The sequence below is a fragment of the Pseudomonas sp. FW305-96 genome (assembly GCF_058783825.1).
Map to the genome: position 1 here is coordinate 64,177 of NZ_JBYSYW010000009.1, position 16,726 is coordinate 80,902.

At 63.7% G+C, this 16,726-nt stretch carries 14 protein-coding genes and 1 tRNA gene; 9 read left to right on the forward strand and 6 right to left on the reverse strand.

Going from position 1 to position 16,726, the window contains the following annotated elements:
- From secD to queA, 4 genes are all read right to left on the reverse strand, one after another.
- Entirely contained in the window at positions 1-1,863 is a 1,863-nt protein-coding gene (gene secD / locus AC3WL2_RS09350) for a protein translocase subunit SecD (RefSeq protein ID WP_102682083.1), read from the reverse strand.
- Positions 1,864-1,927: 64 nt separating this feature from the next.
- Positions 1,928-2,263, reverse strand: coding sequence for a preprotein translocase subunit YajC (yajC, locus tag AC3WL2_RS09355; protein ID WP_102682084.1), 336 nt, complete (start codon positions 2,261-2,263; stop codon positions 1,928-1,930).
- A gap of 42 nt (positions 2,264-2,305) precedes the next feature.
- Positions 2,306-3,421, reverse strand: coding sequence for a tRNA guanosine(34) transglycosylase Tgt (tgt, locus tag AC3WL2_RS09360; protein WP_173862418.1), 1,116 nt, complete (start codon positions 3,419-3,421; stop codon positions 2,306-2,308).
- A gap of 14 nt (positions 3,422-3,435) precedes the next feature.
- Positions 3,436-4,485 carry a tRNA preQ1(34) S-adenosylmethionine ribosyltransferase-isomerase QueA gene (gene queA / locus AC3WL2_RS09365; RefSeq protein WP_102682086.1) on the reverse strand — a complete coding sequence of 350 codons (1,050 nt, stop codon included), beginning with the start codon at positions 4,483-4,485 and terminating at the stop codon, positions 3,436-3,438.
- Between the two features lie 109 nt (positions 4,486-4,594).
- On the opposite strand from queA, the gene AC3WL2_RS09370 reads away from it, so the two are divergent.
- Positions 4,595-4,679 (forward strand) — tRNA-Leu (locus AC3WL2_RS09370).
- A gap of 216 nt (positions 4,680-4,895) precedes the next feature.
- Entirely contained in the window at positions 4,896-5,375 is a 480-nt protein-coding gene (locus AC3WL2_RS09375; protein WP_102682087.1) for a GNAT family N-acetyltransferase, read from the forward strand.
- Positions 5,376-5,530: 155 nt separating this feature from the next.
- Here AC3WL2_RS09375 and AC3WL2_RS09380 read toward each other — a convergent pair whose 3' ends face one another.
- Complete coding sequence (locus AC3WL2_RS09380; RefSeq protein WP_102682088.1) at positions 5,531-5,692, reverse strand: helix-turn-helix domain-containing transcriptional regulator; 162 nt, start codon at positions 5,690-5,692, stop codon at positions 5,531-5,533.
- Positions 5,693-5,882: 190 nt separating this feature from the next.
- Here AC3WL2_RS09380 and AC3WL2_RS09385 point away from each other — a divergent pair, with 190 nt between their 5' ends.
- A complete protein-coding gene (locus tag AC3WL2_RS09385) occupies positions 5,883-6,773 on the forward strand; it encodes a bestrophin family protein (RefSeq protein WP_102682089.1) in 891 nt (296 codons plus the stop codon).
- A 15-nt stretch (positions 6,774-6,788) separates the two neighbouring features.
- Here the strand turns inward: AC3WL2_RS09385 and AC3WL2_RS09390 are convergent, their stop codons facing one another.
- Positions 6,789-7,907: a polysaccharide deacetylase family protein gene (locus tag AC3WL2_RS09390; protein ID WP_102682165.1), complete on the reverse strand. Its 1,119-nt coding sequence runs from the start codon at positions 7,905-7,907 to the stop codon at positions 6,789-6,791.
- 149 nt (positions 7,908-8,056) lie between these two features.
- Here AC3WL2_RS09390 and yaaA point away from each other — a divergent pair, with 149 nt between their 5' ends.
- From yaaA to AC3WL2_RS09420, 6 genes are all read left to right on the forward strand, one after another.
- On the forward strand, positions 8,057-8,836 hold the full coding sequence (gene yaaA, locus AC3WL2_RS09395; protein WP_102682090.1) for a peroxide stress protein YaaA: 780 nt from the start codon (positions 8,057-8,059) through the stop codon (positions 8,834-8,836).
- A 791-nt stretch (positions 8,837-9,627) separates the two neighbouring features.
- Positions 9,628-10,944, forward strand: coding sequence for a nucleotide sugar dehydrogenase (locus AC3WL2_RS09400; protein ID WP_102682091.1), 1,317 nt, complete (start codon positions 9,628-9,630; stop codon positions 10,942-10,944).
- Between the two features lie 71 nt (positions 10,945-11,015).
- Entirely contained in the window at positions 11,016-12,497 is a 1,482-nt protein-coding gene (locus tag AC3WL2_RS09405; RefSeq protein ID WP_173862416.1) for a glycosyltransferase family 2 protein, read from the forward strand.
- Positions 12,498-12,531: 34 nt separating this feature from the next.
- Positions 12,532-13,698, forward strand: coding sequence for an alginate biosynthesis protein Alg44 (locus AC3WL2_RS09410; protein WP_102682093.1), 1,167 nt, complete (start codon positions 12,532-12,534; stop codon positions 13,696-13,698).
- Between the two features lie 12 nt (positions 13,699-13,710).
- Positions 13,711-15,243: an alginate biosynthesis TPR repeat lipoprotein AlgK gene (algK, locus tag AC3WL2_RS09415; protein ID WP_256582533.1), complete on the forward strand. Its 1,533-nt coding sequence runs from the start codon at positions 13,711-13,713 to the stop codon at positions 15,241-15,243.
- Entirely contained in the window at positions 15,240-16,718 is a 1,479-nt protein-coding gene (locus AC3WL2_RS09420; RefSeq protein WP_102682095.1) for an alginate export family protein, read from the forward strand. The genes algK and AC3WL2_RS09420 overlap by 4 nt, the downstream gene beginning before the upstream one ends.
- Positions 16,719-16,726: the final 8 nt, after the last annotated feature.

Genomic DNA, 16,726 nt, shown 5'->3' on the forward strand with positions numbered 1-16,726 from the left:
TCAAACCCACAGCTTCTTGATGTCACGCCCGCCACAGGTCAGGTTGACCAGTGCGCGGGTCACCATGACGGCGGTGAACATCGAGGTGAAAATCCCGAGGGACATGGTGACCGCGAAGCCCTTGACCGGACCAGTACCCATGGCGAACAGGATGCCGCCGACCAGCAATGTGGTCAGGTTGGCGTCGACGATCGCCGAGTAGGCGCGGTTGAAACCTTCGTGGATGGCGCGCTGCACCGACATGCCGGCGGCGATCTCTTCGCGGATCCGCGAGAAGATCAGCACGTTGGCGTCCACCGCCATACCCATGGTCAACACGATACCGGCGATGCCCGGCAGGGTCAGCGTGGCACCCAGCAGCGACATCAGCGCCAGCAGCAGGACCATGTTGCCCGCCAGGGCGATGGTCGCCAGCACGCCGAAGGCACGGTAGATGGCGATGATGAACAGCGAGACGAACAGCATGCCCCACAGCGAGGCATCGATACCCTTGGTGATGTTGTCGGCACCCAGGCTCGGGCCGATGGTGCGTTCTTCGGCGAAGTACATCGGCGCGGCCAGACCACCGGCACGCAGCAGCAGGGCCAGCTCGGAAGACTCGCCCTGGCCGTTCAACCCGGTGATGCGGAACTGGCTGCCCAGCGGCGACTGGATGGTCGCCAGACTGATGATCTTCTTCTCTTCCTGGAAGGTCTGCACCGCGACTTCTTTCTCGACGCCGTCGACCACCTGCTTCTGGTAGCGGGTCACCGGCTTCTGCTCGATGAAGATCACCGCCATGCTGCGGCCGACGTTGCTGCGCGTGGCGCGGCTCATCAGCTCGCCGCCGTGGCCGTCGAGGCGAATGTTCACCTGCGGACGACCGTGCTCGTCGAAGCTGGCCTGGGCGTCGGTGACCTGATCACCGGTGATGATCAGGCCGCGCTCGACCGGAGCGGAGCGGCCGCCTTCGCGGAACTCGAACACCTCGGTGGTGGCCTTGGACGCGCCCGGCTCGGCACCGAAGCGGAACTCCAGGTTGGCGGTCTTGCCGAGGATACGCTTGGCTTCGGCGGTGTCCTGCACGCCTGGCAGCTCGACCACGATGCGGTTGGCGCCCTGGCGCTGCACCAGCGGCTCGGCCACGCCCAGCTCGTTCACACGGTTGCGGACGGTGGTGAGGTTCTGCTTGATGGAGTATTCGCGGATCTCGGCGACCTTGGCCTGGGTCAGTGCCAGGCGCAGCACGGCGAGCTCGTTGCGCTCGGTGGTGGTCAGGTCGAAATCACTGAAATTCTTGCGGATCAGGCTGCGCGCCTGTTCGCGGGTAGCATCGTCGGCGAAGCCCAGCATGATGCCGCCGTCCTGCTGCGGCAGGCTGCGGTAGCGGACGCGCTCTTTGCGCAGCAAGGTCTTGACCTCGCCTTCGTAGACTTTCATGCGCGCGGTCATGGCCTTGTCCATGTCCACTTCCAGCAGGAAGTGCACACCACCGGACAGGTCCAGGCCGAGCTTCATCGGGCTGGCACCCAGGTTGCGCAGCCACTGCGGGGTGGTCTGGGCCAGGTTCAGGGCCACGACATAGTCGTCACCGAGGGCCTTGCGCGCCACATCCTTGGCCGGCAGCTGGTCTTCCTGGTTGGTCAGGCGCACCAGCGCACTGCCCTTCTCGCCCAGGTTGCCGCCTTTGACGGTGATGCCGGCATCGGTCAGCGCCTTGGTGACGCGATCGAGGTCGGCCTGGCTGACATGCAGGGCGGAACTGGCGCCGCTGATCTGCACCGCCGGATCATCCGGGTAGAGGTTGGGTGCGGAATAAATGAAGCCGATCGCCAGTACCACCACGATCAGCAGGTATTTCCACAGAGGGTATTTGTTCAGCATCACGCCGCCCGTTCAAGACGCGGGGCGCTTTGCGCGCCCCGACTGGAAAAATGAAACCGGTAACTCAGATAGCCTTGAGCGTACCTTTTGGCAGGGTCGCGGCAATGGCGCCCTTCTGGAACTTCAGTTCGACGGTGTCGGACACTTCCAGGACCACGAAGTCATCGGCAACCTTGACGATCTTGCCGGCGATGCCGCCGTTGGTGACAACTTCGTCACCTTTCTGCAGGTTGCTCAGCAGGTTCTTCTGCTCTTTTGCACGCTTGGCCTGCGGGCGCCAGATCATCAGGTAGAAGATGACCAGGAAGCCGACCAGGAAGATCCACTCGAAGCCGGTACCGGCTGGGCCGGCGGCTGGGGCTGCTGCGTCCGCGTAGGCGGCGGGGATAAAGAAGCTCATTGGGCTCTCCTAATGGAATTTTCTAATAATGGTTGCGAACAGTCAGTCCAAAGGCGGAACGGGAAGCCCGCGCTTGGCGTAGAAGGCGTCGACAAAGGCGGCCAATTTACCCTGTTGAATAGCCTCGCGTAAACCGGCCATCAAGCGCTGGTAATGGCGCAAGTTGTGGATGGTATTCAGCATGCTGCTCAACATTTCGCCGCACTTGTCCAAGTGGTGCAGGTAGGCGCGGGAGAAGTTGGTGCAGGTATAGCAATCACAGGTCGGATCCAGCGGCGATTCATCGTGGCGATGGAACGCGTTGCGGATCTTGATCACCCCGGTATCGACGAACAGATGGCCGTTGCGCGCGTTGCGCGTGGGCATCACGCAGTCGAACATGTCGACGCCGCGGCGCACACCCTCTACAAGATCCTCCGGCTTGCCTACCCCCATAAGGTAACGAGGTTTGTCAGCCGGCATCTGCGCGGGCAGGTAGTCCAGCACCTTGATCATCTCGTGCTTGGGTTCGCCCACCGACAGGCCGCCGATGGCCAGGCCATCGAAGTCGATGTTGACCAGCGCTTCCAGCGAGCGCATGCGCAGGTCCTGGTACATCCCACCCTGGACGATACCGAACAGCGCCGCGGTGTTGTCGCCATGGGCGCTCTTCGAGCGCTGGGCCCAGCGCAGCGACAGCTCCATCGAGGTGCGCGCCACGTCGTGCTCGGCCGGGTACGGCGTGCACTCGTCGAAGATCATCACGATGTCCGAGCCCAGGTCGCGCTGGACCTGCATGGACTCTTCCGGCCCCATGAACACCTTGGAACCGTCCACTGGCGATGCGAAGGTCACGCCTTCCTCCTTGATCTTGCGCATGGCGCCCAGGCTGAACACCTGGAAACCACCGGAATCAGTGAGGATAGGGCCTTTCCATTGCATGAAATCGTGCAGGCCGTTGTGTTTCTTGATGACCTCGGTGCCCGGGCGCAGCCACAGGTGGAAGGTGTTGCCAAGGATGATCTCGGCGCCGATGGCCTCGATGTCACGCGGCAGCATGCCCTTGACCGTGCCATAGGTGCCCACCGGCATGAAGGCCGGGGTTTCGACCGTGCCACGGGGGAAGGTCAGCCGGCCGCGACGGGCCTTGCCGTCGGTGGCCAGCAGTTCGAACGACATTCGACAGGTGCGACTCATGCTTGATCCTCTGGGCCGCGTGGCGCCGGATTGCGGGTGATGAACATGGCATCACCGTAACTGAAGAAGCGGTAACCGTTCGCGACCGCCGCTGCATAAGCGGCCATGGTCTCGGGGTAACCGGCGAAGGCCGAGACCAGCATCAGCAGCGTGGACTCCGGCAGGTGGAAGTTGGTGACCAGGCAATCGACCACATGGAACGGCCGGCCGGGGAAGATGAAGATGTCGGTGTCGCCGCTGAACGCCTTGAGCTCGCCATCGCGCGCCGCGCTCTCCAGCGAACGCACGCTGGTGGTGCCCACGGCGATCACCCGCCCGCCACGGGCGCGGCAGGCCTGCACGGCATCGACCACATCCTGGCCCACTTCGAGCCACTCTTTATGCATGGTGTGGTCTTCGATCTTGTCGACCCGCACCGGCTGGAAGGTGCCTGCCCCTACATGCAGGGTGACGAAGGCGCGTTCAACGCCTTTGGCGGCGATCTTTTCCAGCAGCGCCTCGTCGAAGTGCAGGCCGGCGGTGGGCGCGGCCACGGCGCCAGCGCGCTGTGCGTAGACGGTCTGGTAGCGCTCGCGGTCGGCGCCCTCGTCGGGGCGGTCAATGTACGGCGGCAGCGGCATATGGCCGACGCGCTCGAGCAGCGGCAGCACCTCTTCGCTGAAACGCAGCTCGAACAGCGTGTCGTGGCGGGCGACCATCTCGGCCTCGCCACCGCCGTCGATGAGGATCTGCGCGCCTTCCTTAGGCGCCTTGCTGGCACGCACATGGGCCAGCACGCGGTGGCTGTCGAGCACGCGCTCGACCAGCACTTCCAGCTTGCCGCCGGAGGCTTTCTGGCCGAACAGCCGCGCCGGGATCACCCGGGTGTTGTTGAACACCATCAGGTCACCGGGGCGCAGGTAGTCGAGCAGGTCGGTGAACTGCTTGTGGGCCAGTTCGCCGCTGGGGCCGTCGAGCACCAGCAGGCGGCTGCCATGACGCTCGGCCAGTGGATGGCGGGCAATCAGGGAATCGGGGAGTTCGAAGGAAAAATCGGCGACGCGCATGATGATGTTCGGGTTCGACAGGGCCGGGAAGTTTAGCCCAATGCGTGAAAATTGACCATGAAAGCCGATTGACCGCCTTGGGCGACCTCTCTATACTGCGGCGCCACAAGCCCTGATGGCGGAATTGGTAGACGCGGCGGATTCAAAATCCGTTTTCGAAAGGAGTGGGAGTTCGAGTCTCCCTCGGGGCACCAAGATCCAGAAAAAACCGACCTTATGGTCGGTTTTTTTGTGTCTGGCATGCCAGGGTGCTAAGAGGCAGCTGCTTTACCGCCTCTAGCCAAGTCTTGCGACACTCCTGACTGCACAGAAAATCACACTTAGTGCGATTTACCGTAGCGCCACAGCATTGACTTCACGTTACCAGCCGCACAGGGTAAGTGACTTCTAGCCCCATCGGAACATTCCCTGTGCCACTAAGCCATCGCCCCGTTCAGCCTGCCGATATCGCCACGCTCTGCGGCTTCCCTCAAAGCCCGGACGAACTCTTCTACATGTTCCCCAAAGCCACCTACCCGCTCACACCCGCGCAGCTGAGCGAAGCCATCACCCTGCGCAGCGGTTCGACTGTCATCGAGGCCGATGGCGTGATCGTTGGCTTCGCCAATTTCTACAAAGCCGAACACGGCGGCGTCTGCGCATTGGGTAATGTGGTGGTGGCGCCGGCTGCGCGGGGTCAGGGGGTGGCACGTTATCTGGTGCAGTGCATGATCGGCCTGGCTCGCGAAGAGTTCGCAGCGCGGGAGGTCTGGGTATCGTGTTTCAATCACAACACCGCAGGGCTGCTGCTTTATCCACAGCTCGGTTTTGTGCCGTTCGGGATCGAGGAGCGGCGGGCGCCGGATGGAAGCCGGGTGGCGCTGGTGCAGATGAAGCAGGTGTTGGGCTGAGGTTGATATGGTTTACCGGTGTGCAGTGTGGCCTGGATTGAGGCTGCGTTGCAGCCATCGCGGGTCAAGCCCGCTCCCACGCTGACGATGCTCGCAATTCTACTCACCGTGCGACAGTGCAGTACAAAAGACCGGGTGCAAGGAATCTGGCTGGACTAGCCATCTGTATTGCGCAAGCGTGCAGCCTGGACATGGGACTGGGCTCGCATGATTTCATCTGCGTCACCTTCGGCCAGTACCTGTGACAGGTATTCCTGAATCGCTGCCTCTGAATCCAGTAGATCCGCAATCTTGAATGACGTCAGTTCACTGGTCATGCTCGACTTCCTGAAAGTGAATGGGTCATGAGCCTAAACCATCGCCGCGAGGGACGTTTCTCCGCTTGATGTAGGCATCTTCTTAGGCACTGATCAGAAAAACCACGTTACACCCTGCGACGAATCCCAGCGAACCTTAACCCCTCCCGCGACGTCGGAACCTGCATCCCCGCTTCGAGGTTCCCCCAACGTGAAAGCCCTCCTCGCCCGCAAGTACCGCCTGGTGGTCAAGACCTTCGGCTACATCGGCTGGTCGCTGTTCTGGCTGCTGATCTGGGACGTGCTGGTCACCATCGACTTCATGCTGTTCTTCAACAGCAAGTTCAGCCTGCCGCTGATCCCGCTCACCCTGCTGGGCTCGGCGCTGGTGGTGCTGGTGAGCTTTCGCAACAGCAGTGCCTACAACCGCTGGTGGGAGGCACGCACCTTGTGGGGGGCGCTGGTGAACAGTTCACGCAGTTTCGCCCGGCAGGTGCTGACACTGGTCGACGACCCGGCTGACGAGCCAAACCCGGTGAAGGCGACCTTGCTGCGCCGGCATATCGCCTATGTGAACTGCCTGGCCGCCCACCTCAAGAACGAGAAATGCCCGGACGAGCTGATGGCCTTCATACCGCCCGGCGAGTTCGAGCGGCGCAATCGCTCCAACAACTTTGCCAACGACATCCTCAGCGGTTCGGCGGCACTGCTGGCCCAGGAATACCAGGCTGGGCGGCTGGACAGCATTCGTCTGGCGCGCCTGGAGTCGACGCTGGTGGACCTGTCCAACGCCCAGGGCGGGATGGAGCGGATCGCCAATACGCCGCTGCCCTACCCTTATGTGTACTTCCCACGGCTGTTCATCACGCTGTTCTGCCTGATCGTGCCGGTGGGGCTGGTGGAATCGCTGGGCTGGTTCACGCCGCTGGCCTCGACCGTGGTCGGCTTCATGCTGCTGGCGATCGAACGGATCGGCACGGACCTGCAGAGCCCGTTCCGCATCAGCGAGCATCAGATCCCGATGGACACGATCTGCGAGACCATCGAACGCAACCTGGAGTCGATGCAGCGTGAGGCGCAGTGTACAGCCAGCGTGCCTTGAGCCCCCGGCCCCTGCCTACCCCCGCCGTGCGTACTCCCGACACCCTTCCCAACCGATCCCGCTCTGGGCCGTGTGCTGCAACAACCACTCCAGCGCCGGCTGGGCCTTGGGCAAGCCGTCACGGAACTGGATCACCCCCTTGCGCCACAGCAGCATCAACGTCAGCACCCGCTGCGCCGAGGCCTCGGCGGTCAGCGGGCCGTCATCCTGGGCATCGATGTCCCACAGAGAAACCCGCAGTTGCTGGCTGTCCAGGAACGCTTCACCATCGGCGCGTCGCTGGCCATAGGGCGGACGGAACAACGGTACATACTGTTCGGCCAAGTCGGCCTGCACCCGCGCCTGGCTGCGTCGCAGTGAGTCCTGCCAATCCTGCCACTGGGCATGAGAGCGGTATTCCCAGCCCTGGATACCCACGCACTGGCCGGCATACAGATCGCCCAGCGGGCCGGCATCGCGGCGTTGCTGCAGGCGATTGCCGAGCACGAAGAAAATCCCGTCGAGCTTCTGCCGACGCAGGTAGTCAGCCAGCGCATCGGTGCTACCGCCCTGAGGGGCAGGGCCGCTGACGAAGGTCAGCAGGAACATCCGGTCATTGAGTTCCTCGCCATTGCGCTCACGATCGGAGAGCTTGGCCACTTCGCTGGTGGTCTGCGGGAACAGCGCGGCCTTGCGCAGTTGCTCATCCAGGTAACGGGTATGGAACTGATGACTGGGCTCTACCCACTCGGTGTAGAACGAGCCGACATCATCGGCGAAAACGGCCGCCTGCGTGCGTAGATCCGCCATGGACTCAACCGGGTAGCAGAACGAGGCATCCTGCTCGCAGCTCTGCTGCGCCTGTTGATAACTGGTCCACAGGCGCTGCCACAGACGAGCGCGCACGGCCCGCACGACGCTCAGGTTGACCTGGCGCAGGCCAAGGCGGCTCTTCAACGCCGGCTCGTCGAGCATCTCGCTTTCATGCAGCACGCGGGCAAACGACAGGATTTCCGCCCGCGACGCAACATCGAACAGCGCCGGGCTGTTCAGCTGCTCGGGCCACAGGTCACGGTCGAAACTGACGAAATTCGCCGGGGCCGCCTGCGCACCCAGGCTCAGCAGCCCGGCGAACAGGGCAAACGCGATACGCACGATGTGCATTCTCCTTGAAGGCATGCCGCGCACTATAACGCGACGCCCGCCGCTTGCCTGTGGCGATGTTCGCTGACTATCGTCGCCATAGTTTGGCGTTGCGCCGGCAGCCCCGTAGAATTCGCCCGACGATTCCAGGAGCCGACCCGATGCTGACGGTGATTTCCCCCGCCAAGACCCTCGACTACGACACCCCGCCGGTGACCCAGCGCCACACCCTGCCCCAGTACCTGGACGATTCCCAGGAACTGATCGTGCAACTGCGCGAGCTGTCGCCGGCGCAGATCGCCGAGCTGATGCACCTCTCCGACAAGCTCTCCGGCCTCAACGCCGCGCGTTTCGGCAGCTGGACCCCCGATTTCACCCCGGCCAACGCCAAGCAGGCGCTGCTGGCGTTCAAGGGCGACGTCTACACCGGGCTCGATGCCGAAAGCCTGGGCGAGGACGATTTCAGCTATGCCCAGGATCACCTGCGCATGCTCTCGGGCCTGTACGGCCTGCTGCGCCCGCTGGACCTGATGCAACCCTACCGCCTGGAAATGGGTACCAAGCTGGCCAACGCCCGCGGCAAGGACCTGTATGCCTTCTGGGGCACGCGCATCAGCGAGTGGCTGAACCAGGCCCTGGCCGACCAGGGCGACGACGTGCTGCTGAACCTGGCCAGCAACGAGTACTTCAGCGCGGTGAAGAAAAGCGCCCTGAAGGCACGGGTGATCGACGTCGACTTCAAGGACCTGAAGAACGGCCAGTACAAGATCATCAGCTTCTATGCCAAGAAAGCCCGCGGGATGATGAGCCGCTTCGTGATCCAGGAGCGGGTCAACGACCCGGAGCAGCTCAAGCGCTTCGATGCGCAGGGCTACTACTACAGCGCGGAGCAGTCCAAACCCGACCACCTGGTATTCCTGCGCGATCACGCTGAGGGCTGATTTTTTCAGCGCCGCTTTGCAGCTCATCGCGGGGCAAGCCCGCGATGAGCCCATCAGCCCTGCAACGGGGCACGCTGCAAAACGCCATCAGCCAAAATTCCAGCGTCAATAAATCATCAGTCACATCCTTATCGCAAAACGCCATAAGACCGTTCGTAGTTTTTTGACGATTTTTGAAAAATATTTTCGCATGCTGGCATATAACCATCCCCCTGCGATTTCGCCCTTTATATACGGGGATCAAACTGTGGCGTGCCATCACATTGAAAGTATTTCCCTCTGAAAAAATATTTAGAAATCTTTCACCGTGGCGGAACCGCCCCAGGAACTTCTGCTACGCCCAATGGCTCATAGCACCCGTAACGAGTTTCAAGCGCTGAGCGTGAGAAATGACTTACAGATGACAAAGGGCCGCTATTCACAATCGGCCCCACAACTTCAACGGCGGTACAGGAAGTGCCTGAAGCCATTATCCATGCAGGAGAGAAGCGCCCCTAAAATTCGTCCTAGTGGTTGATTTCAAAGGATTTATCCACTTGAAAGAACAAGCACAGCAATTCGCGAATGGCGATTTGCAATAAAGACGGCTGCATTTCAGGGCACGCCTTTTAAATATTGGCCTTTGACTGCCAACTTTGAGTGCATAACTTTTTGCGCTCCGGATTTATTCATGCCTGCGTTCGGTGAAGTGTCAATTCGCCACGGATCCGTACGCCCGAATACTGCTGGTCAATCAACCCGGTCGGCTCTTCGCTGAAGGGCTGGCGTGATAAACACACGAGGTGAATGCGATGCGTATCAGCATCTTTGGTTTGGGTTATGTGGGTGCAGTCTGTGCCGGTTGCCTGTCGGCACGAGGCCATGACGTGATTGGGGTGGACGTGTCCAGCACCAAGATCGACCTGATCAACCAGGGCAAGTCGCCCATCGTCGAACCGGGCCTGGAAGCGTTGCTGCAGCAAGGCATCGCCAAAGGCCGCCTGCGTGGCACCACCGACTTCGCCGAAGCCATCCGCGCCAGCGATGTGTCGATGATCTGCGTCGGCACGCCGAGCAAGAAGAACGGCGACCTGGGCCTGGAGTATATCGAGTCGGTGTGCCGCGAGATCGGCTACGTGCTGCGCGACACCGACCGCCGTCACACCATCGTGGTACGCAGCACCGTGCTGCCGGGCACCGTCAAGAACGTGGTGATCCCGATCCTCGAGGACTGCTCGGGCAAGAAGGCCGGTGTCGATTTCGGCGTGGCGGTCAACCCCGAGTTCCTGCGCGAAAGCACCGCGATCAAGGACTACGACCACCCACCAATGACCGTCATCGGCGAACTGGACAGCGCCAGCGGCGACGTCCTGCAAGCCCTGTACGAAGAACTCGATGCCCCGGTGATCCGCAAGCCGATCGAAGTGGCCGAGATGATCAAGTACACCTGCAACGTCTGGCACGCGACCAAGGTCACCTTCGCCAACGAGATCGGCAACATCGCCAAGGCGGTCGGCGTCGATGGTCGCGATGTGATGGACGTGGTCTGCCAGGACAAGGTGCTCAACCTGTCGCAGTACTACATGCGTCCCGGCTTCGCCTTCGGTGGCTCGTGCCTGCCCAAGGACGTGCGCGCCCTCACCTACCGCGCCTCGAGCCTGGACGTGAAGGCGCCGCTGCTCGACTCGCTGATGCGCAGCAACGAATCCCAGGTGCAGAACGCCTTCGACATCATCGAAAGCCACGACAAACGCAAGGTCGCCCTGCTCGGCCTGTCGTTCAAGGCCGGTACCGACGACCTGCGCGAAAGCCCACTGGTGGAGCTGGCCGAGCGCCTGATCGGCAAGGGCTACCAGCTGGACATCTACGACCAGAACGTCGAGTACGCCCGGGTGCACGGCGCCAACAAGGAATACATCGAATCGAAGATTCCGCATGTGTCCTCCTTGCTCAACGCCAACTTCGAGCAGGTGGTGAACGACGCCGACATCATCGTGCTGGGCAACCGTGATGAGAAGTTCCGCGCCCTGGCCCAACAGGCACCGGCCGGCAAGCAAGTGATCGACCTGGTCGGCTTCATGAGCAAGCCGACCTGCACCACCAGCCGTACCGAAGGCATCTGCTGGTAAACCCGGTCGGGCGGCGCGTCCCTCCCCAGCGCGCCGCCCTTCCTACCCCGAATTCTCGACGGATGCCGAACATGCAAAGGTTCCAGACAGTGCTGTTGCAGTGCGCCGGCTGGCTGCTCTACATGAGCCTGCTCATGCTGATCGCCCTGGCCCTGCCCAGCGATATCTTCGATTCGCAGTCGAAGCACTTCATCTTCCTGGTCGGCGCTGTCGGCATCTGGCGCTACTCCATGGGCGCCACCCATTTCATCCGCGGCATGATCTTCCTCTACCTGGTCTACCCATACCTGCGCCGCAAGGTGCAGAAGCTCGGCAAGGCCGCCGACCCGTCGCATGTGTACCTGATGGTCACCAGCTTTCGCATCGATGCGCTGACCACTGCCCAGGTGTACAGCTCGGTGATCCGCGAGGCGATCGACTGCGGCTTCCCCACCACGGTGGTCTGCTCGCTGGTGGAGAAGTCCGACGAGCTGCTGGTCAAGAGTCTGTGGGCCAAGTACAACCCGCCCGGACACGTCACCCTGGACATCGTGCGCATCGCCGGCACTGGCAAGCGCGATGGCCTGGCCTATGGCTTTCGCGCCATCTCGCGGATGCTCCCGGACGACAACGCCGTGGTGGCGGTGATCGACGGCGACACCGTGCTGGCCGAAGGCGTGGTACGCAAGACCGTGCCGTGGTTCAAGCTCTACCCCAACGTCGGCGGCCTGACCACCAACGAGTTCTGCGAAGTGCGCGGCGGCTACATCATGAGCGAATGGCACAAGCTGCGCTTCGCCCAGCGCCACATCAACATGTGCTCCATGGCCCTGAGCAAGCGCGTGCTGACCATGACCGGACGCATGTCGATGTTTCGCGCCAGCGTGGTGACCAACCCCGAGTTCATCGCCGACGTCGAAAGCGACTCGCTGATGCACTGGCGCCTGGGCCGCTTCAAGTTCCTTACCGGCGACGACAAGTCCAGCTGGTTCAGCCTGATGCGCCTGGGCTACGACACCTTCTACGTGCCTGACGCGGCGATCAACACGGTGGAGCACCCGCCGGAGAAAAGCTTCGTCAAGGCCAGCCGCAAGCTGATGTACCGCTGGTACGGCAACAACCTGCGGCAGAACTCCCGCGCCCTGGGCCTGGGCCTCAAGCGCCTGGGGCTGTTCACCAGCATCGTCCTGCTTGACCAGCGCGTGTCGATGTGGACCAGCCTGCTGGGCCTGACCGTGGCGGTGATCGCCAGCTTCAAGTTCGGCCTGCAGTTCCTGCTGGTGTACCTGCTGTGGATCGGCATCACCCGCCTGATCCTCACCATCATGCTGCTGTGCTCGGGGCACAACGTAGGCCCCGCCTACCCGCTGATTCTCTATTACAACCAGATCGTCGGCGCGGTGATGAAGATCTACGTGTTCTTCCGCCTCGACAAGCAGTCCTGGACCCGCCAGCCCACTGCCCTCAAGCGCGACCTCGCAAGTTTTCAACAATGGTTCAACACCTGGTCCTCGCGGACCATGACCTTCTCGGCCGCGAGCATCTTCGTCGCCGTGCTGTTCATGGTCGTGTGAGCCCCCGGATCGGATAACAGGAACGAATATCGCCATGAATACCGCCGTGAACGTCAACGTCGTGCATGAATCCGAAGCGCAGCGCCAGCATGCCCGGGTGCGCATTCCCGCCAAGCTGCGCTACCTGGACGGCAACCGCGAGCCGCACGAGGTGAAGATTGACGACCTGTCCGCCGGGGGCCTGTCCTTCCATGCGGCGAAGCCCCTGGCCGAAGGCGAAGTGCTGCGCGGCCGCCTGCAGTTCGTGGTCGACAACCTCGGCCTGTCGATGGACGTCGAGCTGCTGGTACGCACCAGCAGCCGCGACACCGGCCGCACCGGCACCGAGTTCCAGAACCTGGAGCCACGCGACATCGCCACCCTGCGCCATATCATCACCAGCCACCTGTCCGGCGAGCTGATCAGCGTCGGCGACGTGCTCAGCACCCTGCAGCGCGACAACTTCACCAAGGCGCGCAAGCAGAAGGACGGAGGCTCGGGCTTGTCCGCCTTCGGCCGCCTGCGCGCGGTCACCGTCACCGCCGGGGTGTTCGTGGTCGGCCTGGTGGCCTTCGGTTTCGTCGCCAAGTCGCTGTATGGCCTGTACTTCGTCAGCCATGCCGAAGCCGGCGTGGTCGCGGTGCCCACCACCAACGTCACCATGCCCCGCGACGGCAGCGTGCAGAGCCTGGTGGAAAACGGCGCGAGCGTGGCCAAGGGCGCGCCACTGGCAACCTTCAACACCAGCATGCTCGACCTGCTCAAAGGCCACCTGGACGACTCGCAACTGGAGCCGGCCAAGGTCGAGGAGCTGTTCGGCAAGCAACTCTCCGGAACCCTTACCAGCCCGTGCGACTGTGTGGTCTCGCGCCAGCTGGTGGATGACGGCCAGTACGCCAGCAAGGGTCAGCCGGTGTTCGCGCTGATCCCGCGCACCAGCACCCCGACCATCGAGGCGCGCTTCAGCTATCGCCAGTTCGATGAAGTGAAGCCGGGCACCCGGGTCAACTTCCAGATCGCCGGCGAGGATGAAGTACGCAGCGGCCGGATCACCGGCAGCTCGAGCCTGGACACCGACAACCTGGCCTCCGATATCCGCGTGCAGATCAAGCCCGACGGCGGCCTGCCGGCCGAACTCGCCGGCCGCCCGGCCTCGGTCAACAGCGACCGTGGCCCGTCGCTGAACTGGCTGATCGACAAGGCCGTGGCCCGCGGGCTGTAAGAGGATCGGATAATGACCAGCAGACACCCCGATATCTGTGGGAGCCGGCTTGCCGGCGATCGAGTGCGCAGCACTCGCCCAGCGGATGCAGCGCCTGCACTGGCCTCTCGCCGGCAAGCCGGCTCCCACAGGGACAGCTTGCGCCTGGGGGCATGCGCCCTGGCCGCCGCCATTACCCTGGCCGGCTGCGCCGGCCTGCCCGACCAGCGCCTGGCCAACGAAGCGCTCAAGCGTGGCGACACCGCCACCGCCGAACGCAACTACAAGGCCCTCGCCGACCTCGGCTACAGCGACGCCCAGGTCGGCCTGGCCGATATCCAGGTCGGCACCCGCGACCCGGCCATGCTCAAGCAAGCCGAGGCCACCTACCGCGCCGCCGCCGCCACCTCGCCCCGTGCCCAGGCGCGCCTCGGCCGCCTGCTGGTGGCCAAGCCCGACAGCACCCAGGCCGAGCGCGAAGAGGCCGAGACCCTGCTCAAGCTCGCGGCGCGACAAGGTGAGACGAACACCCTGATCCCGCTGGCGATGCTCTACCTGCAATACCCGCAGAGCTTCCCCAAGGTCAACGCCCAGCAACAGATCGACCAGTGGCGCGCCGCCGGCAACCCCGAAGCTGGCCTGGCCCAGGTGCTGCTGTACCGCACCCAGGGCACCTACGACCAGCACCTGGGCGAGGTGGAGAAGATCTGCAAGGCCGCGCTGTCGACTACCGACATCTGCTACGTGGAACTGGCCACCGTCTACCAGAAACGCGCCCAGCCCGAGCAGCAGGCCGCCTTGCTTGAACAGCTCAAGGCCGCCCATGCCCGCGGCGCCGTGCCCGCCACCCGGGTCGACAGCGTCGCCCGCGTGCTGGCCGACCGCAGCCTGGGCCAGACCGACGAGAAGACCGCCAAGGACCTGCTCGAGCAGGTCGCACCGGCCAACCCGGCATCCTGGGTGAGCCTGGCGCAGCTGCTCTACGACTTCCCCGAACTGGGCGACACCGACCAGCTGCTGGCCTATATCGACAAGGGCCGCGAGGCAGAACAGCCCCGCGCCGAACTGCTGCTGGGCCGGCTCTACTACGAAGGCAAGACCGTGCCCGCCGACGCGCAGAAGGCCCAGGAGCACCTGCAGGCCGCCGCCGACGCCGGCGAAGTCAGCGCCGACTACTACCTCGGCCAGCTGTACCGCCGTGGCTACCTGGGCCAGGTCGAGCCGCAAAAGGCCGTCGACCACCTGCTCGCCGCCGCCCGTGGTGGCCAGAACAGCGCCGACTATGCCCTGGCCCAGCTGTTCAGCGAAGGCCACGGCATCCGCCCGGCGCCGACCAATGCCTGGGTGTTCGCGCAACTCTCCCAGGTCAACCCGACCCCACAGTCGAGCGACCTGCTGCAACAGCTCGACCAGCAGCTCACGCCCGACCAGCGCAACCAGGCCCAGCAACTGCTGGCGCAGGAAAAGCAGGCGCGCGGCAGCATGGCCCAGGGCGCCAACAGCACCCTGGCCATCGAAGCGCTGCAGGACGAAAAAGAAGAAGTAGACGCCGAGGATTCGCTATGACGCTCAACCCCTTCGTGAAAGCCGGCATCGGCCTGGGCTTCGCCCTGCTGTGGTCGATGCCGACCCTGGCGGCGGAAACCGCGCAGAAGAACTTCGGCCTCGACGTGAAGATCACCGGCCAGTCCGAGGACGACCGCGACCTGGGCACCCGCTCCGGCGGCGACGTCAACGGCCTGGGCCTCGACCTGCGCCCTTGGGTGTATGGCGAGCGCGGCAACTGGAGCGCCTTCGCCATGGGCCAGGCGGTGGCCGCCACCGACATCATCGAAACCGACACCCTGCGCCAGAACGACGACGGCACCACCAGCGACAACGGCGACGACAGCCGCAAGCCGGACAAGAGCTACCTGGCCATGCGCGAATTCTGGATCGGCTACAGCGGCCTGACCCCCTACCCCGGCGAGCAGCTGCGCTTCGGCCGCCAGCGCCTGCGCAGCGACGACGGCATGTGGCGCGACACCAATATCGAGGCGCTGAACTGGACCTTCGACACCACCCTGCTCAAGGCCGACCTCGGCGTTGCCCAGCGCTTCAGCGAATACCGCACCGACCTCACCGAGCTGGCCCCCGAAGACAAGGACCGCACCCATGTCTACGGCAACGTTGCCACGCAATGGACACCCGGCCACTGGGTTGGCCTGCGTGCCCACCACAGCCATGACGGCGGCAGCCTGAAGCGCCCCGGCGAAACCGTCGACGCCCTCGACAAGACCCGCACCGGCGACCTCACCTGGCTGGGTCTGGAGGCCAACAGCGACGCCTACAACTGGCGCAACGACCACACCGTCAACTACTGGGGCAGCGTCACCTGGCTGACCGGCGACCGCGACACCCTCAGCAGCCAGGCAGTCGGCAACGATCAGGTCGCCACCGGCAAGCAGAGCGGCGACGTCAACGCCTGGGCCACCGACCTCGGCATCCGCCTGCGCCTAGACCCGCAGTGGCAGGTCGGCGCGGCCTACGCCCGAGGCAGCGGCGGCGGTGGCAGCGACGGCTCGAACAACTTCGAGCAGACCGGCCTTGAGAGCAACCGCTCCAACTTCACCGGCACCCGCTCGCGCGTGCACCGCTTCGGCGAGGCGTTCCGCGGCGAGTTGGGCAACCTGCAGGCGGCCACCCTGTTCGCCTCCTGGCAGCTGCGCGACGACTACGACGCCAGCTTCATCTACCACAAGTTCTGGCGCGTCGACGGCAAGCAGAACATCGGCTCCAGCGGCATCAACGCGGTGGTCGACGACGGTGGCATCAGCCGCCCGCTGGTGCAGGGCGAGAAAGACCTCGGCCAGGAAATGGACGTGGTCGTGACCAAATACTTCAAGCAGGGCCTGCTGCCGGCCTCGATCAGCCAGTCGATCGACGAACCGTCGGCCCTGGTGCGCCTGCGCGCCGGTGTGTTCAAGCCGGGCGACGCCTACGGCAAAGAAGCCGACTCGTACATGCACCGCGCCTTCGTCGACGTGATCTGGCGCTACTGAGGCCGGGA